Origin of the sequence: Tropicimonas sp. IMCC34011, assembly GCF_003390865.1 — a bacterium.
Classification (GTDB): domain Bacteria; phylum Pseudomonadota; class Alphaproteobacteria; order Rhodobacterales; family Rhodobacteraceae; genus Tropicimonas_B.
Map to the genome: position 1 here is coordinate 559,324 of NZ_QMEJ01000002.1, position 26,563 is coordinate 585,886.

The 26,563-nt window shown below is 68.7% G+C and carries 25 protein-coding genes; 12 read left to right on the forward strand and 13 right to left on the reverse strand.

The features are described from left to right. Positions 1–32: 32 nt before the first annotated feature. The gene (locus DQG15_RS09050; protein ID WP_116084563.1) at positions 33–914 is read left to right on the forward strand and encodes a LysR family transcriptional regulator; all 882 of its coding nucleotides are present in this window, start codon (positions 33–35) and stop codon (positions 912–914) included. On the opposite strand, the gene DQG15_RS09055 is transcribed toward DQG15_RS09050, so the two are convergent. Then, positions 911–1,123 carry a hypothetical protein gene (locus tag DQG15_RS09055; protein WP_116084565.1) on the reverse strand — a complete coding sequence of 71 codons (213 nt, stop codon included), beginning with the start codon at positions 1,121–1,123 and terminating at the stop codon, positions 911–913. The two genes, DQG15_RS09050 and DQG15_RS09055, sit on opposite strands and share 4 nt — an antisense overlap. 108 nt (positions 1,124–1,231) lie before the next feature. Then, complete coding sequence (locus DQG15_RS09060; RefSeq protein WP_232830776.1) at positions 1,232–2,197, reverse strand: formylglycine-generating enzyme family protein; 966 nt, start codon at positions 2,195–2,197, stop codon at positions 1,232–1,234. A 280-nt stretch (positions 2,198–2,477) separates the two neighbouring features. Between DQG15_RS09060 and DQG15_RS09065 the strand changes: the two genes are divergently transcribed. From DQG15_RS09065 to DQG15_RS09095, 7 genes are read left to right on the forward strand one after another with little or no spacing between them, the layout of a single operon-like run. Beyond that, positions 2,478–3,458 carry a LacI family DNA-binding transcriptional regulator gene (locus tag DQG15_RS09065; protein ID WP_116084567.1) on the forward strand — a complete coding sequence of 327 codons (981 nt, stop codon included), beginning with the start codon at positions 2,478–2,480 and terminating at the stop codon, positions 3,456–3,458. Continuing rightward, on the forward strand, positions 3,452–4,474 hold the full coding sequence (locus tag DQG15_RS09070) for a PotD/PotF family extracellular solute-binding protein (protein WP_198665114.1): 1,023 nt from the start codon (positions 3,452–3,454) through the stop codon (positions 4,472–4,474). The genes DQG15_RS09065 and DQG15_RS09070 overlap by 7 nt, the downstream gene beginning before the upstream one ends. After that, positions 4,464–5,306: an ABC transporter permease gene (locus tag DQG15_RS09075; RefSeq protein ID WP_116084568.1), complete on the forward strand. Its 843-nt coding sequence runs from the start codon at positions 4,464–4,466 to the stop codon at positions 5,304–5,306. Before DQG15_RS09070 ends, DQG15_RS09075 begins: the two co-directional genes overlap by 11 nt. After that, positions 5,303–6,079: an ABC transporter permease gene (locus tag DQG15_RS09080; protein ID WP_116084570.1), complete on the forward strand. Its 777-nt coding sequence runs from the start codon at positions 5,303–5,305 to the stop codon at positions 6,077–6,079. The genes DQG15_RS09075 and DQG15_RS09080 overlap by 4 nt, the downstream gene beginning before the upstream one ends. Beyond that, positions 6,072–7,031 carry an ABC transporter ATP-binding protein gene (locus DQG15_RS09085; RefSeq protein WP_116084572.1) on the forward strand — a complete coding sequence of 320 codons (960 nt, stop codon included), beginning with the start codon at positions 6,072–6,074 and terminating at the stop codon, positions 7,029–7,031. Before DQG15_RS09080 ends, DQG15_RS09085 begins: the two co-directional genes overlap by 8 nt. Then, the gene (locus DQG15_RS09090; RefSeq protein ID WP_116084573.1) at positions 7,028–7,927 is read left to right on the forward strand and encodes a nucleoside hydrolase; all 900 of its coding nucleotides are present in this window, start codon (positions 7,028–7,030) and stop codon (positions 7,925–7,927) included. Before DQG15_RS09085 ends, DQG15_RS09090 begins: the two co-directional genes overlap by 4 nt. After that, positions 7,924–9,681, forward strand: coding sequence for an adenine deaminase (locus tag DQG15_RS09095; RefSeq protein WP_116084575.1), 1,758 nt, complete (start codon positions 7,924–7,926; stop codon positions 9,679–9,681). Before DQG15_RS09090 ends, DQG15_RS09095 begins: the two co-directional genes overlap by 4 nt. Positions 9,682–9,683: 2 nt before the next feature. Here the strand turns inward: DQG15_RS09095 and DQG15_RS09100 are convergent, their stop codons facing one another. Further along, positions 9,684–10,832 carry an amidohydrolase gene (locus DQG15_RS09100; protein ID WP_116084577.1) on the reverse strand — a complete coding sequence of 383 codons (1,149 nt, stop codon included), beginning with the start codon at positions 10,830–10,832 and terminating at the stop codon, positions 9,684–9,686. A 45-nt stretch (positions 10,833–10,877) separates the two neighbouring features. On the opposite strand from DQG15_RS09100, the gene DQG15_RS09105 reads away from it, so the two are divergent. Further along, complete coding sequence (locus DQG15_RS09105) at positions 10,878–11,555, forward strand: phosphoribosyltransferase (protein ID WP_116084578.1); 678 nt, start codon at positions 10,878–10,880, stop codon at positions 11,553–11,555. Here DQG15_RS09105 and DQG15_RS09110 read toward each other — a convergent pair. The 7 genes from DQG15_RS09110 to DQG15_RS09140 all read right to left on the reverse strand — a co-directional run bounded on the left by DQG15_RS09110 (position 11,552) and on the right by DQG15_RS09140 (position 19,590). Next, complete coding sequence (locus DQG15_RS09110) at positions 11,552–13,636, reverse strand: TRAP transporter permease (protein WP_116084580.1); 2,085 nt, start codon at positions 13,634–13,636, stop codon at positions 11,552–11,554. The two genes, DQG15_RS09105 and DQG15_RS09110, sit on opposite strands and share 4 nt — an antisense overlap. 150 nt (positions 13,637–13,786) lie before the next feature. Next, positions 13,787–14,815, reverse strand: coding sequence for a TAXI family TRAP transporter solute-binding subunit (locus tag DQG15_RS09115; RefSeq protein WP_116084582.1), 1,029 nt, complete (start codon positions 14,813–14,815; stop codon positions 13,787–13,789). Positions 14,816–15,012: 197 nt separating this feature from the next. Continuing rightward, positions 15,013–15,864 carry a metal ABC transporter permease gene (locus DQG15_RS09120; protein WP_116084583.1) on the reverse strand — a complete coding sequence of 284 codons (852 nt, stop codon included), beginning with the start codon at positions 15,862–15,864 and terminating at the stop codon, positions 15,013–15,015. Further along, complete coding sequence (locus DQG15_RS09125) at positions 15,861–16,748, reverse strand: metal ABC transporter permease (protein ID WP_116084585.1); 888 nt, start codon at positions 16,746–16,748, stop codon at positions 15,861–15,863. The genes DQG15_RS09120 and DQG15_RS09125 overlap by 4 nt, the downstream gene beginning before the upstream one ends. After that, positions 16,749–17,654, reverse strand: coding sequence for a manganese/iron ABC transporter ATP-binding protein (locus DQG15_RS09130; protein ID WP_116084586.1), 906 nt, complete (start codon positions 17,652–17,654; stop codon positions 16,749–16,751). 86 nt (positions 17,655–17,740) lie between these two features. Next, entirely contained in the window at positions 17,741–18,646 is a 906-nt protein-coding gene (locus tag DQG15_RS09135) for a metal ABC transporter substrate-binding protein (RefSeq protein ID WP_116084760.1), read from the reverse strand. 218 nt (positions 18,647–18,864) lie between these two features. Beyond that, positions 18,865–19,590: a ribonuclease activity regulator RraA gene (locus DQG15_RS09140; protein ID WP_116084588.1), complete on the reverse strand. Its 726-nt coding sequence runs from the start codon at positions 19,588–19,590 to the stop codon at positions 18,865–18,867. Between the two features lie 107 nt (positions 19,591–19,697). Between DQG15_RS09140 and DQG15_RS09145 the strand changes: the two genes are divergently transcribed. Beyond that, positions 19,698–20,753, forward strand: coding sequence for a nucleoside hydrolase (locus tag DQG15_RS09145; protein ID WP_116084590.1), 1,056 nt, complete (start codon positions 19,698–19,700; stop codon positions 20,751–20,753). Here DQG15_RS09145 and DQG15_RS09150 read toward each other — a convergent pair. From DQG15_RS09150 to DQG15_RS09160, 3 genes are read right to left on the reverse strand one after another with little or no spacing between them, the layout of a single operon-like run. Continuing rightward, a complete protein-coding gene (locus DQG15_RS09150; protein ID WP_116084591.1) occupies positions 20,726–21,403 on the reverse strand; it encodes an ATP-binding cassette domain-containing protein in 678 nt (225 codons plus the stop codon). The two genes, DQG15_RS09145 and DQG15_RS09150, sit on opposite strands and share 28 nt — an antisense overlap. Then, a complete protein-coding gene (locus tag DQG15_RS09155) occupies positions 21,400–23,097 on the reverse strand; it encodes an ABC transporter permease (RefSeq protein ID WP_116084593.1) in 1,698 nt (565 codons plus the stop codon). The genes DQG15_RS09150 and DQG15_RS09155 overlap by 4 nt, the downstream gene beginning before the upstream one ends. A gap of 43 nt (positions 23,098–23,140) precedes the next feature. Next, complete coding sequence (locus DQG15_RS09160) at positions 23,141–24,355, reverse strand: ABC transporter substrate-binding protein (RefSeq protein ID WP_116084595.1); 1,215 nt, start codon at positions 24,353–24,355, stop codon at positions 23,141–23,143. Positions 24,356–24,478: 123 nt separating this feature from the next. Between DQG15_RS09160 and mtnK the strand changes: the two genes are divergently transcribed. Next, positions 24,479–25,741: an S-methyl-5-thioribose kinase gene (gene mtnK / locus DQG15_RS09165; protein WP_116084596.1), complete on the forward strand. Its 1,263-nt coding sequence runs from the start codon at positions 24,479–24,481 to the stop codon at positions 25,739–25,741. A gap of 78 nt (positions 25,742–25,819) precedes the next feature. After that, the gene (locus DQG15_RS09170) at positions 25,820–26,560 is read left to right on the forward strand and encodes a sulfite exporter TauE/SafE family protein (RefSeq protein WP_116084598.1); all 741 of its coding nucleotides are present in this window, start codon (positions 25,820–25,822) and stop codon (positions 26,558–26,560) included. Positions 26,561–26,563: the final 3 nt, after the last annotated feature.

The window sequence follows — 26,563 nt, forward strand, 5'->3', positions numbered from 1 at the left end:
GACGCCAGCGGCGATCCGTTATACGCAAACGTATGGACTGGGATGATGCGAAGTTTTTCCTCGCCGTCGCGCGGGAGGGGCAGATGCTGGGCGCGGCGAAGCGCCTCGGCACGTCGCAGGCCCGCCTGTCGCGGCGCGTCTCGGCGCTGGAGGAGGCCGTCGGCGCGCGACTTCTCGAACGCACCACCCGCGGATCGGAGCTGACGGAGGACGGACAGATCATCTTCGAGGCGGCGGAGCGGATGGAGGCCGAGATGCTGGAAAGCCTCGCGCGCCTCCAGGGGCGCCGGGGCGAGGTGCGCGGGACGATCCGGATCGGCGCTCCGGACGGGTTCGGCGCGGCCTTCCTCGCTCCCCGCCTCCACCGCCTGACCCATATCTATCCCGACCTGCGCATCGAGCTCGTGCCGATGCCGCATGCCTTCTCCCTCTCGCGGCGGGAAGCGGATATAGCGGTGATGGTCGGCCGGCCCGATCGCGGGCGGCTCAGGGTCCAGCGCCTCGCCGACTACACGCTGAGATGCTACGCTTCGGCGGGATATCTCGCCAGGTGCGGCACCCCCGCCACCCCCGCCGATCTCGAGGGGCACGACCTCGTCGGCTATGTCGAGGACATGATCCCGACCTCCGAGCTGGCCTATGCCGGTGAGATCCTGCCCGGCTGGCGCTCCCGGATCGAGGTCTCCACCGCCGTGGGCCAGCTCGCCGCCGTCCGCTCGGGCGCCGGGATCGGCATCGTTCACGACTTCATGGCCGCCGGATCGGACCTCGTGCCGGTCCTGCCGGGCCACATCGTGACGCGGACCTACTGGATGGCGTGGCACGAGAACCTCCGCGTGGCGCAGCGCGTGCGGATCGCCGCGGAGTTCATCGAAGCCGAGGTGCGGGAGGCGCGGACGCTCTTCCGGCCCTAATCCTCGCCGGGGGGCGGGCCGGGATCGAATGCGATGAGAAGCTGGTGGATCAGGTAGATCGCCGCCGCTCCCGACAGCGCCGCCCAGGCCCAGGCCTCGCGCAGGACCTCCGAGATCGCCCAGGCGCACACCAGCGCGACGATCAGGAGGCGCAGCCACAGCGGACGCAGGCTGTGGCTCTGGACGTCGAAGAAACCGGGGCGTTTCATGGGCTCACGAAGCTGTCTGACATGGCGGAGATCCTGACGTTCGGACGATGGGAAGTCGAGGCTTCATCCGCGGACCGGCGGCGCCGCCCCGGAACCGGGGCGTGCAGGCTACAGGTCGGCCGCCACCCGGAACCCCGCGTTGCTCGTCGAGCTGTCGGGATCGTTCCGGGTACGGGAATGGACGTGGTAGCGGTCGCAGTAGCTCTCGTGGCAGAGGAACGAGCCGCCGCGCTGGATCCGCGCCGTGCCCTCAGCCGGCCCCTCCGGGTCGCGCTCCGGCATGCGTCCCGGCGCCGGACGGGGGCCATAGCGGTCCGCCACCCATTCCCAGACATTCCCAGTCATGTTCATCATGCCATAACCGTTCGGCTCGAAGGCGGTGACGGGCGCGGTGCCGATGAAGCCGTCCTCGGCGGTGTTCTCGTCCGGGAACCGGCCCTGCCAGACGTTCATCCGATGCACCCCGCCCGGCTCGCGCTGATTGCCCCAGGGAAACTTCAGGCGCGCCTTGCCGCCCCGCGCGGCCCGCTCCCATTCGGCCTCCCGCGGCAGGCGCAGGCCGGCCCAGCGGCAATAGGCAACCGCATCGTACCAGGCGAGATGGACCGCCGGGTGATCGGCGCGCCCCTCCCACGTGCTGCCGGGTCCTTCGGGTGCAGCCCATGTCGCGCCCTCGACCTGACGCCACCAGCGAAGGCCGGGGGGAGAGTTCGGGAAGCGCGCGGGCTCACTCAGAGCCAAGTGGAACACGAAACTCCAACCGAACCTCTCGGCCAGGGTACGATAGCCGGTCGCCTCAACGAAGCGGGCATAGTCGGCGTTGGTCACGGCGACGGGGGACATCAGGAAAGGGGAAATGCGGACCTTCCGGCGCGGCGCGTCGAGATCGCCGGGATAGGTGGACGTGCGCGCTCCCATCTCGAAGATGCCACCGGGAATTTCGGTCAGCCTTGCCCTGAGCTCGGCCTGTACCGCCTCTGTGGCAGGCATGACAGCCTCTACGGCGGCGACATGCTCCGCCTCCCCGACCGGGGCGCCCGCTCCGGGGCCGATGCAGCACCCTTGTCCCGACATGGCTCCTTCCCCGCTGTCCGCCGCCCGTCCCTACTTCAGCGCCACGAAAAAGAGAACCGGCGAGGACACGCATGTGCACAACGTGCACATTTCATCATCGTTCGCGCCGAAAGCGCCCATCTCCGGCGCAATCCGGGGGAAACTATGCGCGTATCGATAACCATTCGGCGGAATTCAGCCTTGACCGAGGGCGGTCGGTCGCTTCAGGTATGATTAAACGATTTACCCCGGCGGCGACTCGTCCGCCCCCCAGACGACGGCAGAAGAGGGACCGCAGCGCGTGCAGCCGAAGCTCAAGGACATCGCGAATGCGCTGGGAGTTTCCCCGGCCAGCGTGTCCAACGCCCTGCGCGGCACGGGGCGGGTCTCGGCGGACCTCGCCGAGCGGGTCCGGGCCGAGGCGGACCGGCTGGGCTATCGCCCCGGCCCCGCTGGACGGGCCCTGCGCACCGGGCGCTCGCAAATGCTCGGCCTGATCCTGCCGGATCTGTCCAACCCGCTTTTCCCCCGCATGGCGCAGGCGATCCAGCGCCACAGCGAGACGGCCGGCTACGGCATCCTCATCGCCGACAGTCACGGAGAGCGCGGTGCCCAGGAAGAGGCGATCGCGCGGATGCTCCAGCGCGGCGTCGACGCGCTCGTGATCATCCCCCGCCGCGGCACCGTCCTCCAAACCCCGCCGGTGCCGCATGCCCTGATCGACACGCCCTCGACGCCAGGCAATACCGTCTCGGCGGACCATCGCGGCGGCGGCGCCACCATCGTGCGTCACCTCGCCGAACGCGGTCATTCGCGCCTCGTCCTCATCGGCGACAGCGACGCCTCGCCGGTCCAGCGCGACCGCATCGCCGGCATGCGCGAGAGCCTCGGCGACGGCATGACGGCCACGACCGCCTGGCTCGCGGAAGACGGCATCGCGACCTGCTTCGATGCGATCGGGCGCGGCGCCACCGCCATCGCGACCACGTCCGACCTCGTCGCCCTGCAGATCCTCGGACCTCTGAACGAGGCCGGCATAGAGGTCCCGGAGCAGGTCGCCCTCTCCGGCTTCGACGATCTCGTCTTCGCCTCGGTCATGCGCCCGGCACTCACGACGCTGGTCGCGGATGCGAACGCCATCGGCTGCCACGCGATCGCGACCCTCACCGCAATATTAGAAGGGCGGCCCGCACCGCCCCCGATGCGCGTCCCCATGACGCTCATCCCGCGCGCCTCGACGGCGCTGAGAACCAAACCCCGACAGGAGACCATCCCATGCTGAAACGCTCCCTCATCGCCGGCGCCTCCGTGCTGGCCCTCGCGCCCGCCGCGAACGCCCAGGATTGCGAACTGACCATCTCGGTCTATTCCTTCGCCCAGGACGAGTTCGACGAGATCCTTTACACGCCCTTCGAAGAGGAAACGGGCTGCGAGGTCATCGTCGAGACCGGCAACTCCGTCGAGCGGCTGGCCAAGATTGCCGCCAACCGGGAAAGCCCGGTGATCGACATGGCGGTGGTCTCCGTCCACGACGCGCTCGAAGCGTCCCGCGACGGCCTTCTCCAGCCGATCGACACCGATGCGCTCGAGAACTTCGACAAGCTCTACGATCTCGCCAAGGACCCGCTCGGCAATGGCGAAGCGATTGGCTACACCTTCTACGCGACCTCCATCGCCTACCGCACCGACAAGGTCGAGGTGACGAGCTGGGGCGATCTTCTCTCCGACGAGCTCGCCGGCAACGTCGCCTTCCCGGACGTGACGACGAACCAGGGCCCCCCGGCCCTCTACATGCTCGGCAAGGCGCTCGGCGACGATGACACCTCCCTCGAGGCGCCGATGGAAGCGCTCGGCGAGCATGCCGACGACATCGTCACCTTCTACGTCCGGTCCTCCCAGCTCGCGCAGCTGATGATGCAGGAAGAGATCTGGGCTGCTCCGATCGGCCGCTTCGCCTGGGGCCAGTTCAAGGACAGCGGCCTGCCCATCGCCTGGGCCGAGCCCGAGGAAGGCCAGACCGGCGGCCTGAACGTCATGGTCATGACGGCGAACAACGGCAACGAGGAGCTGGCGACGCGGTTCATGGACTACTGGCTCTCCACCGAGGTCCAGACCAAGCTCGCCGAGGGTCTTGTGGACAGCCCCGCCAATGCCGAGGTCACCGTTTCCGACGAGGCGGCCGAGAACCTGACCTACGGCGCCGAGACCGTCGCACAGCTCGACCTGTTGCCGCCCGAGGCCATCGTCGACAACCGCGACGCCTGGATCGAGCAGTGGAACGCTCTCGTTGTCCAGTAGCGTCTTCGGCAACCGCACGACCGGTCTATCGCTGACATTGCCCGCGGCGCTCTTCGCCGCGGCCTTGTTCCTGGTGCCGGTCGCCATCCTGCTCTCGGAGGCCTTCGTCGGCCCCGAGGGCGGGTTTTCGCTCTCCGCCTATTCCGACTTCTTCGCCGACCCGCGCTACCGCGCCGTCTTCTGGCGCACGCTGAAGCTCGGTGTTCTCGTCACGCTCACCGCCGCAATCATCGGCTACGTCGCGGCCTTCGCCATCGTTTCCCTGCCGCCGAAATCGCGCGGGCGGATCTTCGGCCTCGTGATCCTGCCGCTGATGATCTCCCCCGTCGCGCGGACCTATGCCTGGCTCGTGATCCTCGGCCGCACCGGGATCGTGAACGAAACCCTCGGCCTCTTCGGGATCGAACCGATCCGCTTTCTCTTCACCGAGACGGCCGTCTTCATCGGTCTGTTGCAGCTTTTCATGCCGCTGATGATCGTCAGCCTGATCTCCGCGATGGAGAACATGCCGTCGGACGCCGTCCCCGCCGCCCGTCTTCTGGGCGCGAGCTGGGTCCAGGTCTTCCTGCGGGTGATCCTGCCGCTAACCCGCGAGGGCCTCGTGATCGGCGGAACGCTCGTCTTCACCGGCTCGCTCACCGCGTACATCACCCCCGCGATCCTCGGTGGCTCCAAGGTCCTGATGCTGGAGACGCTGCTCTACCAGCGCGTGACCGTCGCCCGGGACTTTGCCTCCGCCAGCGTCATCGCCCTTATCCTCATCCTCATGTGCTTCGGTGCGAACCTCGTCCTGCGCCGCCTCGCCACCGTGAAGCGGAGGACCGCAGCATGAACCGCATCGCCGCCTGGACCGTGATATCGCTCCTTCTGGTGTTCCTGATCGGCCCCTTCATCATCATCCTCGGCGCCGCCCTCTCGGCGGGTCCGGTGATGGCATTCCCGCCGGACGGGCTGTCGCTGCAATGGTTCGAGAAGGTCTTCTCGATCGACAGCTTCCGCTCCTCCTTCGCGATCTCGATCTGGCTCGGCCTGTGCTCTCCGCTCGCCGCGCTGATCCTGGGCGTGCCGGCCTCCTACGCCATGGCCCGCTACGACGTGCGCGGGGCGGAGCTTGTGCGCCTCCTCGTCTCCGCGCCGATCATCGTGCCCGGCATCATCGTCGGCCTCGCGCTCCTGCGCTACCTCGTGATCCCGACCGGGATCGGCATCGGGCTGGCGCTCTTCCTCGCGCATACGGCGCTCGTTTTGCCCTATGCCGTCCGGGTCGTCTCCGCCTCGATGGACAACCTGCGCGCCGATATCGAGGAAGCCGCGGTGATGCTCGGCTGCTCCCGGCTCGGTGCGTTCCTCAGGGTCGTCCTGCCGAACATCCGGGGCGGCATCCTCGCCGCCTTCATCCTCGGCTTCGTCACCTCCTTCAACGAGGTGCCGGTCGCCCTCTTCCTCTCCGGCCCCGGCATCACCACGCTGCCGATCGACATGATCGGTTACATGGAAATCACCTATGACCCCTCGGTGGCGGCGCTCGCCGCGCTCCTTGCGGCGCTGTCGATCGCGATCGTCTTCGCCGCCGAGCGGTTCCTCGGATTGTCCCGCTATGTCTGACTATGTCTCACTCCAGGGCCTGACCCTGACCTATGGCGACACCGTCGCCGTGCCCGCGCTCGATCTGGAGATCGCGAAGGGCGAACTGATCTGTCTTCTCGGGCCATCGGGCTGCGGCAAGACCACGACGATGCGGGCCATCGCGGGCCTGCTCAATCCAAGCTCCGGCACCATCACCATCGATGGGCGGGACGTGACGCGGGTGCCGCCCTCGCGCAGGGAGGTCGGGCTCGTCTTCCAGTCCTACGCGCTCTTCCCGCATCTCAGCGTCTACGAGAACGTCGCCTTCGGCCTTCGTATGAAGAAGTCGCCGGATGTCGATGCGCGGGTCAGGGAGGGACTGGCGACGGTGGGCCTTTCAGACTTCGCCTCCCGGATGCCGGCGGAGCTGTCGGGCGGCCAGCAGCAGCGCGTCGCCCTCGCGCGCTCGCTGGTGATGCAGCCCAAGGTGCTTCTGCTCGACGAGCCCTTGTCCAACCTCGACGCCCGCCTGCGCCTCGAGATGCGGATGGAGCTGCAACGCGTCCAGCGCGAGACCGGCGTCACCATGATCTTCGTCACCCACGACCAGGCCGAGGCGCTGTCCCTCGCCGATCGGATCATCGTCATGCGCGGCGGCCGGATCGAACAGCAGGGCAGCCCGGAAGAGATCTACAACCGTCCCGCCACCGGCTTCGTCGCCGATTTCGTCGGTTTCGAAACGATCCTGCCGCAGGAGGACGGCACCGCGCTGGCCTGGCGCCCGAGCGCCGTGGAGCTGGGCAGCGGGCCCTACGAGGGGCGCGTCCAGGGCGTCTCCTTCGCCGGGGAGCGGCGGGACTATGTCCTCGATACGCAGTTCGGCCAGATCAAGGCAGATGTCGCAGCCGAGCGTCCCGCCCACGGCATCGGTGAGACGGTTGCCTTCGACCTGCCCCGCGAGAGGGCCGTGACGCTGGAGAGAGCAAAATGAGTGCCGACGCCATCGACCCTGCCGCGCCGCCCGTCTGGATCGACACGGATATGGGCGTGGACGATCTCTTCGCGATCCTCGCGATCACGGCGCGTGTTCCCGTCGCCGGCGTCTCCGTCTCCTTCGGCTGCAGCACGCTGCCCAGAGCCTGCGAGAACGCCGCCGGTGCGGCGGAGCTCTTCTGCGGCGATTGCGCCCTCTTCTCCGGAGCGGACCGGCCGCTCCTCGGACGGATCGAGACCGCCGAGCGGATCCTCGGCCCCCGCGGCATGCCGACCCGAGGCATGGAGGTGCCGCCGCGCCGCGCTGATCTATCGTCCGCTCTTCCGGCCCTGACGACGTGGCTCGAGGAGGGCGGAGGTCCGATCCTCGCGCTCGGCCCGCTGACCAATCTGGCCACGCTCGCCCTCGCCCGCCCGGATCTGCGCCCCGACGAGATCACGTGGATGGGCGGCAGCCTCGGTCGGGGCAACCATACCGAGTTCGCGGAGTTCAACGCGCTGGCCGATGCGCTGGCCGTCCAAATTCTGCTGGAGCGCGGCACCCGGATCCGCATGATCGACCTCGAGGCCTGCCGGAAGGTGCAGATCGTCGAGGAGGACATCCAGCGCCTGCCGTGCGATCTGCTGCAGGACCTGATGGGCGGCTATCTCGATATCGGCCTGTCCCGCGGGAGAAGCAGCATGGCGCTCTACGATCCCGTGGCCGCCGCCGCCCTCCTTGCGCCGGAACTCTTCCGCTTCGAGGACATCGCCCTCGAGGTGGACATCAGCGACGGCGAGCGCCGGGGTCAGACCCGGCGCGTCGAGGGTCCCGCCAATGCCGAGATTGCCGCCGAAGTGGATGCGGAGGCGGTGCGGGAGTGGTGCTTCCAATCCTGGGCCAGCGTGGAATGAGCGACGCCGACCTCACCGATCCCGAACTGCGGGACCGCGCCGTCGCCGCCGCCATGGGCCGTGCCCCGTTCGACCTGCTGATCCGCGGCGGACGCATCGCCTGCCCCGTGACGCACACGCTGAGGCAAGCGGATGTCGGCATCGTCGGCGCCCTGATCGCCTCGGTGCATGCGCCGGACCAAGGCCGCGAAGCGGCCGTGGTGATCGAGGCCGACGGGCTGACGATCGCCCCGGGCTTCATCGACACGCACATGCATGTCGAAAGCTCGATGGTCACGCCGGCCGCCTATGCCGCCGCGATGCTGCCGCGGGGGGTCACGACGGCCGTCTGGGACCCCCACGAATTCGCCAACGTCGCCGGCCGGGCCGGCATGGACTACGCGCTCGGCGAGGCGGACGCCTCTCCCTTGCGGTTCCTGCCGCTCGTTCCCTCCTGCGTTCCCGCCGCACCGGGCTATGAAGTGTCCGGCGCCGACTTCGGGCCGGACGTCATCGCGGACCTTCTGGCCGAGCCGGGCACCTTCGGCCTCGCCGAGGTGATGGACATGGCCGCCGTGACCGGCCGCGCGGATCGGATGCGCGGCATCGTTCAGGCTGCGCTCGCCTCCGGCAAGATGATCTGCGGCCACGCACGGAGCCTCGAGGGCGGCGCGCTGCAGGCCTATGCCGCCTCCGGAATCGCGTCCGACCACGAGCTGACCTCGCCCGAGGACCTGCGCGCGCGTCTCGAGGCGGGCATGACGATCGAACTGCGCGGCTCGCATGATCACCTGCTTCCGGGCTTCGCGGAGGTGCTGGAGGCGCTGCCTCAGCTTCCGCCCACCGTGACGCTCTGCACCGACGATGTCTTTCCCGACGATCTGGCGGCCGCGGGCGGGCTCGACGACGTTCTTCGCCGGCTCATGCGTTACGGCCTGTCACCGATGCGTGCGCTTCAGGCGGCGACACTGAACGGCGCGCTCCGGATCGGTCGCCCCGACCTCGGCCTCGTCGGCCCCGGCAAACGCGCGGATCTCGTCCTGATGGAAGACCTGGCTTCGGTCAGCGTCGTGCGGGTGATCCGGGACGGCGCCCCCGTCCGTCCAGCCGCGCCGGAGCCGCGCCGTGTTCCGCCCGCGCTCCTCGGCACCATGCGTTGCGATGCCCCGTCGCCGGAGGAGATCCTGCCGCGCGCCGAGGGGGCCCGCGTCCGCGTCGCCACCATCGAGCGTCCGCGGTTCACGCAATGGGGGGAGACGGTGGCCGAGGTGAGGGACGGGCGCGTGCAGCCCCCGAAGGACGCCACGCTCATCTCCGTGCTTCACCGACACGGTCGCGGCGCCTCGACCCCTCGTACCGGCTTCCTGACCGGATGGGGTCGCTGGCGCGGCGCGTTCGGCACCACCGTGAGCCATGACAGTCACAACCTCACCCTCTTCGGCGCCCGGCCCGAGGATCTCGCGGTCGCTGCCGAGGCGCTGATCGCCTGCGGCGGCGGGATGGTTGCGGTGAAGGACGGACGGGTCTCCGCCCTCCTGCCCCTGCCCGTCGCCGGCCTCGTTTCGGATGCGCCGCTGGCGGAGATCGCGGCGGGCTTCACCGCGCTCAAGGCCGCGATGGACGAGATCGTGGAATGGAACCCGCCCTACCTCGTCTTTAAGGCGCTTGTGGGCGCGACCCTCGCCTGCAATGCCGGGCCGCACCAGACCGATCTCGGCATCGCGGACCCGCTCGCCGGGCGCCTCCTGCCGAGCCCGGTCCTCGGACCGGCATGAGGTCAGGCGCCGAGGGCTTTCCGTGCGACCGCCACCCAGAACGCGACGCCGGTCGGAAGCGCGTCGTCGTTGAAATCGTAACCGGGATTGTGGTGAAGCGCTCCGTCCCGCGCCGGGCCGTTGCCGAGCCAGACATAGGCGCCCGGCGCCTCAGCGGAGAAGAAGGCAAAGTCGTCCCCGGCCGTCGAAGGCGGAAAGCCCGTATCCACGCCGGTCGAGACCTCCTCGGCCGCGGCAAGCGCAATGGCCGTGGCGCCCGCATCGTTCACGACCGGCGGAATGCGCCGGATGAACGTGTAATCCGCCTCGACGCCCATCGAGGCAGCGATGCCGTGCGCGAGACGGCCGATCTCCGTCTCCAGCTGGTCTCTGACCTCGGGCGAGAAGGCCCGCGCCGTGCCGCCGATCTGCACTTCGGCCGGGATCACGTTCAGCGCGTTCATGTCGCCCCCCGAGACCGCGCAGGCGCTGACGATGGCGGGTTGCAGCGGATCGACGACGCGGCCCGGAATGGTCTGGAGCGCGGCGAGAAACTGCCCCGACGCCGTCACCGCATCCCGCCCCTGATGGGGCTTCGCGCCATGGGAGCCGATGCCGCGGAAGCTCACGCGCCACGAATCGGAGGAGGCGAGCTGCGGCCCCGCGACCACGGCCATGCGATCACAGGGAATGCCGGGCATGTTGTGCAGCCCGAAGACGTGATCGCAGGGGAATTGCTCGAAAAGTCCGTCCTCCACCATGCGCCGCGCGCCGCCGCGCCCCTCTTCGGCGGGCTGGAAGATGAAGTGCACGGTTCCTGCGGGCGGATCCGCGGCGAGAACCTCCGCTGCGCCGAGGAGCATCGCGGTATGCCCGTCATGACCGCAGGCATGCATGCGCCCCGGCACCTCGGAAGCATAGGCGCGCCCGGAGGTTTCGGACATGGCAAGCGCGTCCATGTCCGCGCGGAGGCCGACGGACGGCCCCTGCCCTCCCCGAAGCGTGCCGACGATGCCCGTCTCTGCGATGCTCTCCGTGACCTCGAGACCGAGAGCCCGCAGGCGCGCGGCGACGGCGGCCGCCGTACGGTGCTCCTCGAACCCAAGTTCGGGATGTCGATGCAGGTCCTGGCGGAACGCGGCGAGCGCGTCGAAATCTATATTGTCCTTCATCCGGACAGTTTAACCGCAAGAGACAGTGAGAGGTAGTCACGCGGCATGGAAGATCACGACTTCTGGCAGGACTTTGTGGGCGCAGGCGAGGCTCCGGCGGCGCCGTTCGACCGAAGCTACCCGGCGCGGCTGCCGGATGGGCGCGTGCTCCTGCTTCCCATCAGGCCGCTGAAGGGCACACGCAATGCCATCGCCTCCCTGATCCTGAACCAGGCCTCCTTCGCGTTCGAGGCAGCGCTCGCCGATGCCCTTGCGGAGCGGCTGAAGGCCCATGCGCCAGAGGTCGTCATCGGACTGCCGACGCTGGGCCTGTCGCTGGCGCGGGCGGTGGCGCAGCGGCTCGGCCACACGCGGTACGTGCCCCTCGGGACATCGCGCAAGTTCTGGTACGATCCGGCGCTGTCCGTTCCGCTCTCCTCGATCACGAGCCCTGACAGCACCAAGCGGCTCTACCTCGATCCGCGTCTGCTGCCGCTCCTCGAGGGGCGCCGGACCGTGATGATCGACGATGCGATCTCCACCGGCAGCTCCATGCGCGCGGGGCTGGAGCTCATGGATCTCGCGGGCCGGCCGCCCGTCGTTCTCGGCGCGGCGATGCTGCAGACGGAGCGCTGGAGCGGCCTTCTGGACCGGCTCCCGGTCGAGGGGGCCTTCTTCTCTCCCCTCCTCGAAGGGGAGCCCGGCGCCTGGCGCGTCGCCGCGAACCAGGCGCCGCCAGCCTAGGTGGTCGCCCGCTCCAGCGGATCCTTACGGAGCGCCGGGAACTGCCGGATCAGAACCGGCAGGATCAGCAGGACACCGATGAGCGTGGCGTAGAGATCCGGCGCCACGAGCAGGATCGCGGACAGGGCGAGAAGCACCCGCTCGTAGGCCCGGAGCGGTGCGAAGAGCCAGTTGGAGAATGCGGCGGAGAGCATCCAGATGCCCGCCATCGCGCCAAGGGTCGACAGGAAGAACTCGCTCCATGTGAAGCCCTCCGTAACGAGCAGCATCGATGGCGAGAAGGCGAAGACGAACGGGACGAGCGCCTTGCCCATGCCGAGCCGGAAGGCGGTGTTGCCGGCCTTGAAGGCGTTTGCATCCGCGATCCCGGCCGCCGCATAGGCTGCGAGGGCCACCGGGGGCGTGATGTCCGCCAGCACGCCGTAATAAAAGACGAAGAAGTGCGCGACGATGGGCTGCACGCCGAGGAGCCCGAGGATCGGCGCCGCGACGGCGATCATGATGAGGTAGTTCGCCGTGGTGGGGATGCCGCAGCCCATCAGAACGCAGACGACTGCGGTCATCAGAAGCGTGAAGAGCAGCGTCAGCGCCTCGACGGACATGATCTCGAACGGCAGGACCGACAGGAACGTGCTCACGTCCGTCGCCCAGCCGGCGGCGACCGAGGTGACCATGTAGGCGATCTTAAAGCCGACGCCGGTCAGCGTGACGACACCGATGATGACGCCGACGAGGGCGGCGGCCACGGTGACGGAAAGCGAGTATTTCGCACCGACGACGAAGCCGTCCCACGTTTCCCGCACGCTCTCGATGGCAGCGGTTCTGAGGTCGTGGCGGATGATGTTCTGCACGATCAGCACGAGGATGCAGCCAAGGATGCCGTAGAACGCCGCGAGGTAGGGCGTGTACCCGGAGAGCAGCGTGGCGACGAGGACGAAGAGCGGCAACGTCGTGAGCCACCCGGCCTTGAAGACGGTCCAGGCGACGGGAAGCTCGTCCTTCGTCAGACCGCGCAGGCCGCGGCGGCGCGCTTCGAGATGGACCTGAACGAGGACGCCGAAGAAGTGCATGAACGCGGGCACGAGGGCGGCGGTGAGGATCGTGGTGAGGGGGACACCCAGGTACTCGATCATCAGGAAGGCCACAGCCCCCATGACCGGCGGCGTGATCTGACCGCCCGTCGAGGACGCGGCCTCCACAGCGGCGGCGAAGTGGCGCGGATAGCCGATCCGGATCATCGCCGGGATCGTCAGCGAGCCGGTGGTGACGGTATTGGCGATGGAGGAGCCTGAGATCGAGCCGAGCATGGCCGAGGACACGACGGAGACCTTAGCCGGCCCGCCCGCGAACCGTCCGGCAAGCGCGGAGGCGAGGTCGATGAAGAGCTGGCCGAGGCCGATCCGCGTCGCCATCACGCCGAAGAGCACGAAGTGGAAGACGTAGGTCGATATGACCCCGAGCGCGGTGCCGTAGATGCCTTGGCTCGTCAGGTACAGGTGGTTGACGATGCCGGTCCAGTCGGCGCCGGGATGGGTCAGCACCCCCGGCATGGACCGTCCGAAATAGGCGTAGGCGAGGAACAGCAGCGCGATGACCGGGAGCGGCCAGCCCATCGCCCGGCGTGTCGCCTCGAGCAGGGTGACGATCAGGATGGTTCCCATGATGACGTCGATCGGCAGCGGCGCGCCGACGCGGAACGCCAAGTCATCGAAGATCCACGGCACGTAGAAGGCGGAGACGGCGCCGGCGATGGCGAAGGCCCAGTCGTAGAGCGGCAGGCCAAGCGGCGCGAGGATCCCCTGATGCGGCGTGTCGCGGCGGTTCCAGAGCGTGAAGGACAGGAAAACGAGCGCGAGCGTGAAGGCGAGGTGCAGGCCGCGATGGGTCGTCGCCTGCGGGATGCCGTAACCGGCGGTGTAGAAGTGGTAGCAGGACAGCACGAACAGCGCGATCGCCGTGACCCAGCCGAGGATCGGCGGCAACGGGCGGAACCGCACTTCGGGATCGTAGCGCTCCTCCAGCTCCTTCATCTGTTCTTCGGTCAGATGCTCGGCGCGCTCTTGATCGGGAAGCTGGGTCATCGGGGTGTCTCCGAAGGGTCCGCATACGCCGATCGGGGGCGACGCGGTCAATCGCAATCATACTGTCGGGGAAGCCGGGCGATCCGGCGATGGCTGAAACCCGGGGGCGCGCCATGGCGCCCCCGGATCTGTGATTGGGTGATCAGGCGATTACTCGGCCGCGGAACCTTCCGGCAGTTCCATGCCCTGCTCCTCATAGAAGCGGGCGGCGCCGGGGTGCAGCGGGATGCCGACACCGTCGAGCGCCGTATCGGCGGTGATTTCCTTGCCCTTCTGGTGCCCGGCATCGAGCAGCTTGCGGGTATTCTCGTTCCACAGGGCCGCGGTGATCTCGTAGACGAGCTCTTCGGGCTGATCCGCGCTCGTCACCCACTGGGCGCCGACGGACAGCGTGGTGACGTCCTCGTCCACGCCGTCATAGGTGCCGGCCGGAACGACGTTCTCGGCGAAGAAGGTGTACTCGTCGCGGATCGAGCTGGCCTCGTCACCGGAGATCGGAACCAGCGTGATGTCGTCCTGGCTCGCCAGTTCGGCGATGGCGCCGGCCGGGAAGCCGCCGACGAAGAAGAACGCGTCCATCGCGCCGTCGCGCATGCGCTCGGCGGCCTGGTCGGGCTTCAGGAACGCGGCGTCCACGTCATCTTCGGAAAGGCCGTAGGCGCCGAGGATGATGCGGGCGTCGACGAGGGTGCCGGAGCCAGGCTCATCGAGCGAAACGCGCTTGCCCGCGAGATCGGCCACGCCCTCGATGCCGCTGTCCGCGGAGGCGACGAGGTGGATCGTCTCGGGGTAGAGGTTGGCGATGGCGCGCAGGCCCTCGACCGCCTCACGGTCCTCCCAGATGCCGGTGCCCGTCTGCGCCCAGGTGGCGACGTCGGACTGGGCGAAACCGGATTCCAGCGTGCCGCCGGCAATGGCGTTGACGTTGGCCACGGAGCCGTTGGCGGACAGCGCGGTCGCGATCAGACCCGGCACGCCGCAGGAGCCGCCTTCCTCGCAGGCACGGGAGCCCGGAGGGCTGGAGATCGCGTTCGCGATGAGGCCGCCGATCGGGTAATAGGTGCCGGCGGTGCCGCCGGTGCCGATGCGGAAGAACTGCGGCTCCTGAGCGCTTGCGGACCCGGCGGCGACGAGGCCGATCGCGGCGACGCCTGCTGCTTTGATGAGATGGCGAAACATGACTCGCTCCCTGATTGGTTTATGGAATCGAGCCAATCACATTGCCGGGAATGGCACAATGGCGCGCAGAACGCGGGCATCTGCCGATTTGAGAGGCGTATACGTCGGTCGCTCCTCTTCTCCCGCAGGAACCCAACCGGGCCGGGCGCGATGACGCTAGCCCGGCGCGGGGGATGAGACGCGCACGTGAGGCGACGTCAGGTCTCGGCAGGGTCCAGCCGCCGCGACGCGGCCCGGGTCGCCCGCAGCCGCAGGATGAACGCGACGAGGAACATCGCCGTCAGGATCAGGATCACCGTCGGGGCTGGCGCGCTGTCGAGCCAGAAGCTGGCATAGACACCGCCGAGCATCGACAAGAGGCAGACCGTCACCGCGACCGCCATCATCTTTCCGAAGCTCCGGACCGTCAGGAAGGCGATGGCTCCCGGCGCGATCAGAAGCCCCACGGCGAGGATCAGGCCGGTGGAGGTGAGCGTTGCGACGATGGTCAGGGAGAGGATGGACAGAAGGCCGTAATGCAGCCAGTTCGTCCTCAGACCGCTCGCTTGAGCCTGCGCCGGATCGAACGCGTGGAGAAGCAAGTCCTTCCACTTCACCAGAAGAACCCCCGATACGGCGAGCGCGATCAGACCCGCGGTCCAGAGGTCCTGCGTCCCGACCCCGAGCATGTTGCCGAACAGGACGTGATCGAGATGCTGGTTCGTGTCGATCGAGGTGTAGAGGATGATGCCGACCCCGAACATGCCCGAGAAGACGACACCCATCACCGTATCCTGCTTCACCCGGCTGTTCTCGGCGAGGTAACCGGTCAGGAGCGCGCAGCCCATTCCGGCGGCGAAGGCTCCGACGATAAGCGGGATGCCCGTGATCCAGGCCAGCACGATGCCAGGCAGGATGGAATGGCTGACCGCATCTCCCATCAGCGCCCAGCCCTTGAGAACGAGGAAACAGGAGAGCAGCGCCGTCGGCACCGCCACGATGGCGGCGATGGCGAAGGCCTTGAGCATGAATGGAAACTGAACCGGCAGGAGAAGCGTCTCGAAGGTCATTCCGCCGGCTCCCCTGTCGCCCCGAGGGGCAGAGGTTCCCTCAGCGCCGCCCGTGCCTTGCGCTTCGCCGCCAGGAGGCCGTGCTTGGGTGCGAAGACGAAAGCGGCAAGGAAGATCAGCGTTTGAAGGGTGACGATCACGCCCCCCGTCGCCCCGTCGAGGAAGTAGCTGGCATAGGCGCCGAAAAAGCTCGTCCCCGCGCCGATCGCGACGGAGAGCATCAGGAGCCGCGGGAACCGGTCGCACAGCAGGTAGGCCGTCGCCCCCGGCGTCACCACCATGGCGATGACGAGAAACGCTCCAACCGTCTGCATCGCGGCGACGACGGCGGCGGAGAGAAGGACGAAGTAGACCGCCTTGAGAAGGCCCGGCCGCAGCCCGATGGATCGCGCATGGTTTTCGTCGAAGAAGGTGACCATGAGATCCTTCCATTTCAGCAGAAGGACCGTCAGCGACACTGCACCGATGATCGCAAGCTGAAGCGTGTCACCGGGCGTGATGGCGAGGATGTTGCCCATCGTGATGGTCTGGATCGAGACCGACATCGGGTTGATCGAGACGAGAAACAGGCCGAGCCCGAAGAAGGCGGTGAAGATGAGGCCGATGATCACGTCCACCTTGAGCCCCGAGCGGTCCGACAGGAAAAGCATCGCCCCCGCCGCCAGTCCGCCTGCGAGGAACGCGCCGAGCGCGAAGGGCAGTCCGAGCATGTACGCCCCGGCGACGCCCGGAACCACGGAATGGGAGAGCGCGTCACCGATCAGCGACCATCCCTTGAGCATGAGATAGACCGACAGGAACGCGCAGACCGCTCCCACCATGGCCGAGACCCACATCGCGTTCGTCATGTAGGAATAGCCGAACGGCTCGAGCAGAAGGTCCATCTACTCGCCCTCGCCCTGCGTCCGCGGCCGGTCGCCGTAATGGACGAGCGGTCGCTCGTCGTCGGTGAAGATGGAGATCGAGCGGGCATCCGCGTCGTGATCCTCGTGCAGGTCTGCCCCGCCGAGCGTGAAGTGGCGCAGGACACCGCCGAAGGCTTGTTCGAGATTGGCGCGGGTGAAGGTCGTCTCCGTCGGTCCGTGGGCCAGCACCGTCCCCTTCACGAGGACGCACCGGTCGCAGAACTCGGGCACGGAGCCGAGATTATGGGTGGAGACGAGCATCACCCGCCCCTCGGCCTTCAGCTCCTTCAGCAGAACGATGATCTGCTCCTCGGTCCTCACGTCGACGCCGGTGAACGGCTCGTCCAGCAGGATCACCCGGCCGTCCTGGGCGAGGGCCCGGGCGAGGAACACGCGCTTGCGCTGACCGCCCGAGAGCTCGCCGATCTGGCGGTGCCGGAACTCCTGCATGTTCACGCGCGCAAGCGCCTCGTCCACCGCCGCCCGGTCCGCCGGTTTGGGGCGTCGCAGAAATCCCATATGGCCGTAGCGCCCCATCATCACGACGTCCTCGACCAGCACCGGGAAGGCCCAGTCGACCTCCTCCGATTGCGGAACGTAGGCGACGAGGTTCTCCCGCAGCGCCTCCTTCACGCTGCGACCCAGAAGCCGGATCTCCCCGCGCGCCGCCGGAACGAACCCCATGATCGCCTTGAAGAGGGTGGATTTACCGGCCCCGTTCACGCCGACAAGCGCGGTGACCGTGCCGCGGGGGATGCCGAAGCTGGCATGGGAGAGCGCGGTATGCCCGTTGCGGTAGGTGACCGTCACGTCGTCCGCGTAGATCCCGCCCGCGGGTCCATCCGCGGCGGTTGTCCTGTCGATGTCGGCCGTGGTGTCGAGCATGTCTGATCCCTGAATGGCGGGCCGCCATGTCCCCGGCCCCGCACCTGTTGTCATCAGGGGGCTGCGAAGCCCCCCCTCGCCCTCTGTCACTCCGCCGCGGGCGCGAGGCCGTTCGCGACCGTTTCGGAGGTCACGCGGAGAAGATCGAGGTAGCTCGGCACGGGGCCATCGGCGGCGGAGAGCGAGTCGACGTAGAGCTCGCCGCCGTATTCCGCGCCCGTCTCCCGCGCGACCTGCCGGGCCGGCGCGGTGTTCACCGTGCTTTCGCAGAAGACCACCGGCACGTCGTTGTCGCGCACCCCGTCGATCACCTTGCGAACCTGCTGCGGCGTCCCCGTCTGATCCGCGTTCATCGGCCAGAGATAGAGCTCCTTCAGCCCGAAGTCGCGCGCGAGGTAGGAAAACGCGCCTTCGCAGGTCACCAGCCAGCGCTGGTCCTCGGGGATCGTCGCGATGCGCTCGCGTAGGGGCTCGATGGTCGCGCGGATCTCTTCCTTGTAGGCCGCCCCGTTGGCCTCGTAGTTGGCAGCGTTGTCCGGATCCACCTCCGAAAAGGCCGAGACGATATTGTCGACGTAGCGGGCGGCATTCTCGAGGCCCATCCAGGCATGCGGGTTCGACTGGCCCTCGTAGGCCCCTTCCGCGATCGGGATCGCGTCGATCCCATCCGTCAGCGTGGCGGAGGGCACTTCGCCGAGATTGGCGAGGAACTGCTCGAACCAGAGCTCCAGGTTCAGACCGTTCCAGAGCAGGAGGTCGGCATCTTGTGTCCGGACGATGTCCCGCGGGGTCGGCTCGTAGCCGTGGATCTCCGCGCCGGGCTTGGTCACCGACACGACCTCGGCCGCGTCCCCGGCCACGTTCTGCGCCATGTCGGCGAGGACGGTGAAGGTGGTGACCACTTTCATCGGCTCCCCGTCCTGTGCCCGCGCGGGCGCGGCGAGCGCTACGAGCGCGGTCCCGGCAAGCATGAGGCGGGTCGGTCTATGCATGATGACTCCCATAGGCTGATATCGGGCCGCACTCCGACGTCCGGCGCCTGCATCCGATACATACGCTGTTGCGAACAGTTCGCAAGTGGGGTCTCAAGTAATTGTGGTTCTGGCCCTTTGACGATGACCGGCCCCAAACCGGCGGGCGGCGTCCGGCTTCATCATGACGGGCGCCGCCCACCCCGGCGGCTCCCGGAAAAATCGCTGGACGCGTCCCTTCAGCTCGTCTCGTCGCGGCGCCGGCCGAGGTCGAGCCATGTCTCGTAGCGGGCCCTGGTTTCCTCGTTCATCGGGTAGAGGCCGGGGAGACGGGCGCCGCGGCCGACCTCGTCGATGATCCAGCCTTCCATCTGCTCCTGCGCCGGAGCCTCCGCCACCACCTCGTCCAGAAGCGCCTGCGGGATCACCACGGCGCCGTCCTCGTCCGCGACGATCACGTCCCCGGCGAGCACCGCGACACCGCCGCAGCCGATGGTCTCCCCCCAGCCGACGAAGGTCAGGCCGGCGACGGAGGGCGGCGCGGCCACGCCGCGGCACCAGACCGGCAACCCCGTCGCCCGGACGCCGGCCATATCCCGCACGGCGCCGTCCGTGATCAGGCCTCCCACGCCCTTCTGCGCCATCCGCGCGCACAGGATGTCCCCGAACACGCCCGCATCAGCGATCCCCATCGCGTCGATCACGGCGATCTGACCGGGCGCCATCTCCTCGATGGCCGTGCGGGTGGAGATCGGGCTGGCCCAGGAGGCCGGCGTCGCCAGGTCTTCCCGCGCGGGAACGAAGCGCATGGTGAAGGCCTCCCCCACGAGCCGCTCCTCGCCGGGCCGAAGCGGCATCGCGCCCCGGATCCAGACATTGCGCAGACCCTTCTTCAGCAGGATCGTCGTCAGGGTCGCCGTGGTCACGTCCCGCAGGACGGCCTTCGCCTCGTCGGTCAGGGGCATGGTCTCTCCTTCATCTGCCGCCCGCACCCTACGCGCGGCGCCGGCCGGGGCAAAAGGGGGCGCGCGGCCCCGTGGTTCCCGGCGCGAGGACTGGTATATCGGGGGCCATGACCAGCTTCCCGGATCTTTCCCCCGCCTTCCGCCGCATGCGCCTCGCCCCGCCGGACGGCGCGCCCGTCCGTCTCGTGATCGACACCGACTGCGCCAACGAGATCGACGACCAGTTCGCCCTCGCCTGGGCACTGATGACACCGGAGCGGGTTCAGGTGGAGGCAAGCGTGGCCGAGCCGTTCTCCTTCCGGCACCACCTTCCCGAACTGCGCCGCGCGGAGGCAGGCCAGGGTCGCCCCATGCACCAGGCCTGGGCCGCACGGCTCGCGGCCGAGGGGCGGAGCGCGGCCAGTCTCGACGCGGAGCTCGTGACGCCGGACGCGGGCATGGAGGCGTCCCACGCCGAGATCCGGCGCATTCACGGCCTCTGCGGCGCAGGCGAGACCCCGGCCCTGCGCGGCGCTCCGCGCTACATGACGGGGCCGGACGACATCGTCTGGTCGGAAGGCGCCGAGGCAATCGTCGAGCTGGCCCTTGCTGGCGAGGCCCCGCTTTACGTCGCGGCGATGGGCTGCCTGACCAATGTCGCCGCCGCCCTTGTCCGCGCGCCCGAGATCGCGGGCCGTATTGTCGTGATCTGGACCGCCGGCTTCCCCTCCCGCCAGCCGCACGACCAGTGGCCCGCGCTCAACCTCGTGCAGGACCCCCATGCCGCGCGCCTGCTCTTCGATTGCGGCGTGCCGCTGGCCTACCTGCCGGGCTACCATGTCGGCGCGCAGCTGCGCATCTCGCGGCCGGAAATGGAGCTCTTCGTGAAAGGCCGCGGGGCGCTCGGGGACGCGCTCTGGCAGCTTTACGACCGAAACCCTCTTCACCGCATGTTCGCCACGGCGGACACCGCCCGGCGGACCTGGGTGATCTGGGACATGATCGATATCGCATGGCTCGTGAACCCGGCCTGGGTGCCGACATTCCTCACCCCCTCCCCCGTCCTCGGGGAGGACCTGCGCTTCTCCCTAGCGCAGGGGCGGCACGAGATCCGGGAAGCCTACGATATCGCGCGGGACGACATCTTCGCCCACTTCTACGACAAGCTGGCCGCCTTCGCCTGAGTGCCGGCGCCGCGGCCGAGCGGGTCCACCACGCGGCCCCCGGCGGCGGCGGCATCCTCGGCATCGTGAGTGACGAGAAGCGCCGGTATGCCGCGGGCGCGAATGCGGTCGAAGACGAAACCTCGCAGGCTCTCGCGGAGGTTCGCGTCGAGGCGGGAGAAGGGTTCGTCGAGGAGGAGCGCCTGCGGCTCGCCGAGAAGCGTCCGCATCAACGCGACGCGGGAGCGCTGCCCGCCTGACAGCGTGGCGGGATCGCGATCCGCGAAGCTTGCAAGCTCCGCATCCTCGAGCGCCGCCTCCACCGCGCGCCGCCGCGCCCTGCGGCCCTTGAGCGAGGGCGGCAGGGCGAAGGCGAGATTGGCGCCGACGGACATATGCGGAAAGAGCAGGTCGTCCTGGAAGAGCAGTCCGATCCGGCGTTCCCTCGGGCCGAGCCCGGCAAGGTCGCGTCCGCCCAGCAGCACACGCCCCCGGGTCTCGAATTCGGGCGGACAGGCTCCGACGAGCAGCGACAGAAGCGTCGACTTGCCGGACCCCGAGGGGCCCATGATCGTCAGGACCTCGCCCGGCGCGATCCGGACGTCCAGCGAGACGAGCGGCACGCCCCGCAGGGCGATCCTGACCCCCTCGAGCGACAATCCGTCTGTCATGCGAGCCCCTTCCGGTTTCGAAACGCGACGGCGGGAAGCGCGATGGCCGCGGCGAAGCCGAGGAGCGGCACCGCCGTCTGGGTGATGGCATAGACGCCGATCAGCCGCCTGTCTCCGCCCGAGGAGAGCGCCACGGCTTCCGTCGTCAGCGTCGGAACGCGTCCGAGACCAAGGAGCAGCGTGGGCAGGTACTGCCCCACGGAGACGGCGAAGCCCACGGCCGCTGCGGTCAGGATCGGGCGAAGCAGCATCGGCAGGCGAACCTGCCAGAGAAGCCGGTCCGGACCTGCCCCTAGCGTCGCCGCCGCAAGTCCGTAGCGCGGATCCCAGGCCCGGAACGGATCGCCGAGGGAGAGGAAGACGTATGGCAGCACGAAGACGACATGCGCGGCGATGACCGATCCGGTGGGCCCGGCCAGCCCCGTTCCGATGGCAAGCGTCTGAAGGCCCGTCACGAACGTCGTCTGCGGCACGATGAGCGGGATGTAGAGAAGCCAGAGCGCCCTCGTGCCCGGGCGGAGGCCATGGCGATACTCGGCTTCGAGGCAGGCGAGGACGAGCAGGAGCGAGATGATGGTAGCGACCGCCGCGATCAGGATCGTGGTGCCGGTGAGCTCGGCCAGCCCCGGCAGCTGCCCCTCCCAGGACCGCAAGGTCAGGCCGGCCGGCAGCGCATCCGGAAAGCTCCAGAAGCCGGCGAAGGACCAGACCGCAAGTCCCGCGACGGCCAGCAGGACGGCCCCGGCCGAGAGCCCGGCGGCGAGTGCGGCGAGCCCCCGCCATGCCGCATCCGCCCGCCCGCGCGCGCCCCGCGCGATCCAGGCGGTTCCGGCGCGCGCGAGGGCCAGTTCGCCGCAGCGCCAGAGTGCCAGCAGCGACAGGACGATCCCGAATTGCAGCACAGCCCCGGCCCCCGCCTCGAACCGCATCGACAGGTCCGGATCGTTCAGCCAGCGCAGTATCTGGACCGACAGCGGCGGCGGCGTCGAGGGACCGAGGATCACCGCCACGTCCACCACCGAGGCGGAGAACGCGAGGACGGCGTAGATCGGCAGCCGGATCTGCGGGTAGACACGCGGGAAGACCGTCTTCACCCACGCCGTGACACGGCCGTAGCCTTGCGTCTGCGCTAGAAGAACGCTGCGGCGCGCCGGGATTTGCGACAGGGCCGCGAGTGTCATCAAAAGAAGGAACGGGATCTCCTTTGCGGCCAGCCCCGCGATCAGGGCAAGGCCCGCCGGATCGCCCACGATCAGGACGTCCGGCGGCAGGTCCCATCCCGTCGCCCAGGGGGATAGCGCGCGAATGATCCAGCCAGAGGGGGAGATCAGGAAGGCAAGCCCCAGCGCCGCCGCGGCATGGGGCACCGAGAGAAGCGGCGAGAGCAGCCGCTCGATGGCGCCGAACGCGCGCGTGCCATGCCAGGCGGCGCAGATGAGCAGCGTCACGCCAAGGGCGAGGGCGGTTGAGGCAAGCGCGGTGACCGCCGAGAGACGCACCGCGCCGCCCAGTCCCGGCCACGCCAGCAGCGAGCGGACAGGCGCGAGCGACAGCTCGGTCGCCCCGAGCGCCGGATAGTAGCCGAAGGCGGGCGCAAGGACGCCGATCAGCCCCGCCGCCACCGGCCCCAGGAGCACCACGAGGGTGAAGAGCGGCGCGAGTGGCAGAAGCCGTGGCCGACGGCCCGGGCGCATCGGCGCCGCCAGGATGCGAGCCTCCCTCACCGAGCCCGCGGCCTTACTGACCGGCACCGTAGCGGCGGTCCCAGTCCTCCTCGATCCGCTCCATCCAGCTCGGATGAGGCTCGGCCAGGGGCGATCCCAGCTCTTCGGGGGTGAGCGTCGCGATCCCTAGGTCCAGATCCTCGAAGAGCGCGCGGTCCTCCTCGCCGAGAGCAGCGACATCGAGCACGGTCAGGGCGCCCAGGACCTCGGGATCCTGCTTGCGCGCCTGCGCCTCGGGGGACATCAGGAAGTTCGCCACCACCATCGCGCCCTCCTTGGCGGTCGCGTTGTAGGGAATGGCGAGGAAATTGGCGTTGCCGATCGTGCCACCGTCGAGGACATAGGTCCTGACGCTCTCCGGCAGTTCGAAATTCGCGATGGCGGCGGAGGCTTCGGCGGGGCTGAAGGAGATCGCGATGTCGATCTCCCCGTCCGCCATCAGCTGCCGCTGCGCCGGCCCCGATTGCGGATAGGCCGCACCGGAGCGCCAGAGGGTCGGCGTCAGCTCACCGAGCCAGTCCCAGAGCGGCGCCGTGACCGCCTCGTAATCGGCGTCCGAGACAGGCGCGTAGAGCGGGCCTGTATCTTCAACGAGGCCGAGAAGAGCCTGCTTGAGAAACGTCGTTCCGAGGAAGTTCGGCGGTTGGGGGTAGGTGAAACGACCCTCGTTCGCGCGTGTCCAGTCAAGCAGATCCCGGACCGTCTTCGGCGGCTCGGGCACACGGGCGCTGTCGTGATAGAAGACCACCTGCGCCATGCTCCACGGGGCCTCGAGCCCCTCGGTGGGCACGGTGAAATCCTCGGTCAGGGCCGGATTGTCCTCGGCCCCCAGAAGCGACCAGTTCGGCAGGTCTTCCGCCCAGGGGCCGAAGAGCAGGTCCTTTTCCTTCATCGCGGCGAAGTTCTCGCCGTTGATCCAGAGCAGGTCGATGGAGCCGCCCTCGTCCTTGCCGGCGCTCTTCTCCGACAGGACGGTGGAGATCGCGGCGGAGATGTCCGACTGCTTCACCAGCTCCAGCTCGACGCCGAACCGGGAGAGGACCTCGTCCGCGGCCCATTCGATATAGGCATTGGTGCGCGGATCGCCGCCCCAGGCGTTCCAGTAGACGGTCTGTCCCTCGGCAGCCTCCAGCACCCCATCCCAATCGGCGGGATCGGTTTCGGCGGTCGCGGCGCCGGCCATGGCGGCAAGGAGGGAGGCCCAAAGGGCGGCGCGGGGTCGTCTCATCTTGGCATCTCCTCGGACGTTTCGCCCAGCTTGCGCCGGGACACGGCGCGGAAGACACCCGTGGTAACCTTTTCTCACGGCATTGTTCTAGGGCCCACTGGCGGGGCCGCCGCCGCGCCCCAGATGAGCGGCATGACGAAAAGCTATCCAGTTCCTCCCGGCTACGCCGAACTTGACGCGGCCGCCCTGCCCCGGCTCCTCGCCGATCTGCCCGGCGTGCCGGAGCGTCTCGGCGGCGGGCCGGACAGCTGGAGCGCGGGCGAGATCAGCGACGGCAACATGAACGCCGTCTTCCGCGTCCGCGGGCCGGCGGGATCGGTCGTGGTGAAACAGGCGCTGCCCTATATCCGCGCCATCGGGGAGAGCTGGCCCTTTCCCGTCTCCCGCGCGACGTTCGAGCACCGGGCGATGATCGAGCACGCAAGGCACGCGCCCGGTCAGCTGCCGGAGCTGATCGGCTGGCGCGAGGATCTGGCGCTGCTCGTCATGGAGGACCTGAGCGAGCACGTCGTCCTGAGGCATGCCCTCGTGGCCGGGCGCCGCTTCCCCCGGCTCGCGCAGGACCTCGGGCGGTATCTCGCCCGAACGCTGGTCCTGACCTCGGACCACGTAATGACGACCTCCCAGAAAGCGCGGCTCGTGGAGGCGTTCGCCGGCAATTCGGTTCTCTCCGAGACGACGCAGGACGTGGTGTTCACCGGTCCCTACTGGACCGCACCTCTGAACCGGCTCACACCCGGGCAGGAGACGCTCGCGGCCGAGTTTCGCTCGGACGGCGCGCTGAAGGCCGCGGCGACGGAGATGAAGCATATCTTCCGAAGCCGGGCGGAGGCGCTGGTTCACGGCGATCTGCATACCGGATCGGTGATGGTGCGGCCCGGCGATACCCGCGTGATCGACCCCGAATGGGCCTTCATGGGGCCGATGGCCTTCGATATCGGCGCGCTGATCGGCAACCTCCTCCTCGCCCACGCAAGCCAGCCCGGCCATGCCGGGGACCGGACGGATCACGCCGAGTGGATCCTGGAGACCGTGGCGGGTCTCTGGACGGTCTTTGCCGGGGAGTTCAGGACGCTGGCCCGGCCGGATGCGGACGGCACCCTGATCCCGGAGGTTGCGGGGGATGGCGCCTCGGATGCCTTCATCGACGCGCGGCTCAGGGACATCTTCGCAGAGACGCTCGGCTTTGCCGGGGCCAAGATGATCCGCCGAATCCTCGGTATCTCCCATGTCGAGGATTTCGAGATGATCGCGGATGTACCCACCCGCGCGGCCTGCGAAGCCGTCGCCCTCCGCACGGCAAGGCGGCTGCTTCTCGAACGCAGGAGCCTGTCCTCGATGGCGGAGGTCGCGGCCCTCGCCCGCGGGATGTCAGCGGGGGGATGAGCCGCGCGTTCGCCACACCCCGGTCAGATCCGCCAGGGCAACTCGACGCCGCCGCGCGCAGGGACTAGGACGGGCGCGATGGACCTGACGGGGCTCATAATCGGAGGCGTATCGCTCTTCATCGGCGGGGTCCTGAAAGGGGCCACCGGCGCAGGCGCGCCGCTGCTCGCGATCCCCCTTCTGTCCATGCTCTACGATGTGCCTCTCGCCGTCGCGGTCATGACCGTGCCCAGCCTCGTCTCCAACTCGTGGCAGGCATGGCATTTTCGAGAGAGCCGGCCCCGGCCCCTCCTGATCTGGGGCTTCGCCGTCGCGGGCGCGGTCGGCACGGTGACGGGCTCACTGATGCTGGCCGCCTTCGCGCCGGACCTGCTCCTGCTGATCGTCGCGCTCGCGGTGCTGCTCTACATCTGCTTCCGCCTCCTCCAGCCCGGCTGGCGTCTCGGCGAAGCCCTTGCCGCCCGGCTCTCCGTGCCGGCGGGGCTGCTGGGAGGCGTCCTGCAGGGCGCGACGGGGATCTCGGCCCCGGTCTCGATCACCTTCCTGAACGCGATCTCGCTCGAGCGGGCGACGTTCATCGTGACGATCTCCACCTTCTTCGCGGCGTCTGCCGTGGTGCAGATCCCCTTCCTCTACGGCCTCGGCATCCTGTCGTTCGAGCGGATGATCCTGAGCGTCGCCGCGCTTGCGCCTCTCTTCGCCGGGATGCCCGTGGGCGCGCGCCTCGCCCGGCGCATCGACCGGGCGACCTTCGACAAGATCATCCTGGCGATCCTCGGCGTGATTTCCCTCCGGCTGGTGTGGTCCGCAATCGTCTGAGGA

Coding starts and splice junctions, on each gene's coding strand:
- DQG15_RS09125 (WP_116084585.1), bottom strand. CDS start 16,748: ATGGACCTTCTGCTCGAGCCGTTCGGCTATTCCTACATGACGAACGCG.
- DQG15_RS09090 (WP_116084573.1), top strand. CDS start 7,028: ATGAGTGCCGACGCCATCGACCCTGCCGCGCCGCCCGTCTGGATCGAC.
- DQG15_RS09135 (WP_116084760.1), bottom strand. CDS start 18,646: ATGCATAGACCGACCCGCCTCATGCTTGCCGGGACCGCGCTCGTAGCG.
- mtnK (WP_116084596.1), top strand. CDS start 24,479: ATGAGCGGCATGACGAAAAGCTATCCAGTTCCTCCCGGCTACGCCGAA.
- DQG15_RS09120 (WP_116084583.1), bottom strand. CDS start 15,864: ATGACCTTCGAGACGCTTCTCCTGCCGGTTCAGTTTCCATTCATGCTC.
- DQG15_RS09170 (WP_116084598.1), top strand. CDS start 25,820: ATGGACCTGACGGGGCTCATAATCGGAGGCGTATCGCTCTTCATCGGC.
- DQG15_RS09080 (WP_116084570.1), top strand. CDS start 5,303: ATGAACCGCATCGCCGCCTGGACCGTGATATCGCTCCTTCTGGTGTTC.
- DQG15_RS09130 (WP_116084586.1), bottom strand. CDS start 17,654: ATGCTCGACACCACGGCCGACATCGACAGGACAACCGCCGCGGATGGA.
- DQG15_RS09070 (WP_198665114.1), top strand. CDS start 3,452: ATGCTGAAACGCTCCCTCATCGCCGGCGCCTCCGTGCTGGCCCTCGCG.
- DQG15_RS09095 (WP_116084575.1), top strand. CDS start 7,924: ATGAGCGACGCCGACCTCACCGATCCCGAACTGCGGGACCGCGCCGTC.
- DQG15_RS09100 (WP_116084577.1), bottom strand. CDS start 10,832: ATGAAGGACAATATAGATTTCGACGCGCTCGCCGCGTTCCGCCAGGAC.
- DQG15_RS09085 (WP_116084572.1), top strand. CDS start 6,072: ATGTCTGACTATGTCTCACTCCAGGGCCTGACCCTGACCTATGGCGAC.
- DQG15_RS09110 (WP_116084580.1), bottom strand. CDS start 13,636: ATGACCCAGCTTCCCGATCAAGAGCGCGCCGAGCATCTGACCGAAGAA.
- DQG15_RS09050 (WP_116084563.1), top strand. CDS start 33: ATGGACTGGGATGATGCGAAGTTTTTCCTCGCCGTCGCGCGGGAGGGG.
- DQG15_RS09105 (WP_116084578.1), top strand. CDS start 10,878: ATGGAAGATCACGACTTCTGGCAGGACTTTGTGGGCGCAGGCGAGGCT.
- DQG15_RS09140 (WP_116084588.1), bottom strand. CDS start 19,590: ATGCCCCTGACCGACGAGGCGAAGGCCGTCCTGCGGGACGTGACCACG.
- DQG15_RS09150 (WP_116084591.1), bottom strand. CDS start 21,403: ATGACAGACGGATTGTCGCTCGAGGGGGTCAGGATCGCCCTGCGGGGC.
- DQG15_RS09055 (WP_116084565.1), bottom strand. CDS start 1,123: ATGAAACGCCCCGGTTTCTTCGACGTCCAGAGCCACAGCCTGCGTCCG.
- DQG15_RS09145 (WP_116084590.1), top strand. CDS start 19,698: ATGACCAGCTTCCCGGATCTTTCCCCCGCCTTCCGCCGCATGCGCCTC.
- DQG15_RS09155 (WP_116084593.1), bottom strand. CDS start 23,097: ATGCGCCCGGGCCGTCGGCCACGGCTTCTGCCACTCGCGCCGCTCTTC.
- DQG15_RS09115 (WP_116084582.1), bottom strand. CDS start 14,815: ATGTTTCGCCATCTCATCAAAGCAGCAGGCGTCGCCGCGATCGGCCTC.
- DQG15_RS09060 (WP_232830776.1), bottom strand. CDS start 2,197: ATGTCGGGACAAGGGTGCTGCATCGGCCCCGGAGCGGGCGCCCCGGTC.
- DQG15_RS09160 (WP_116084595.1), bottom strand. CDS start 24,355: ATGAGACGACCCCGCGCCGCCCTTTGGGCCTCCCTCCTTGCCGCCATG.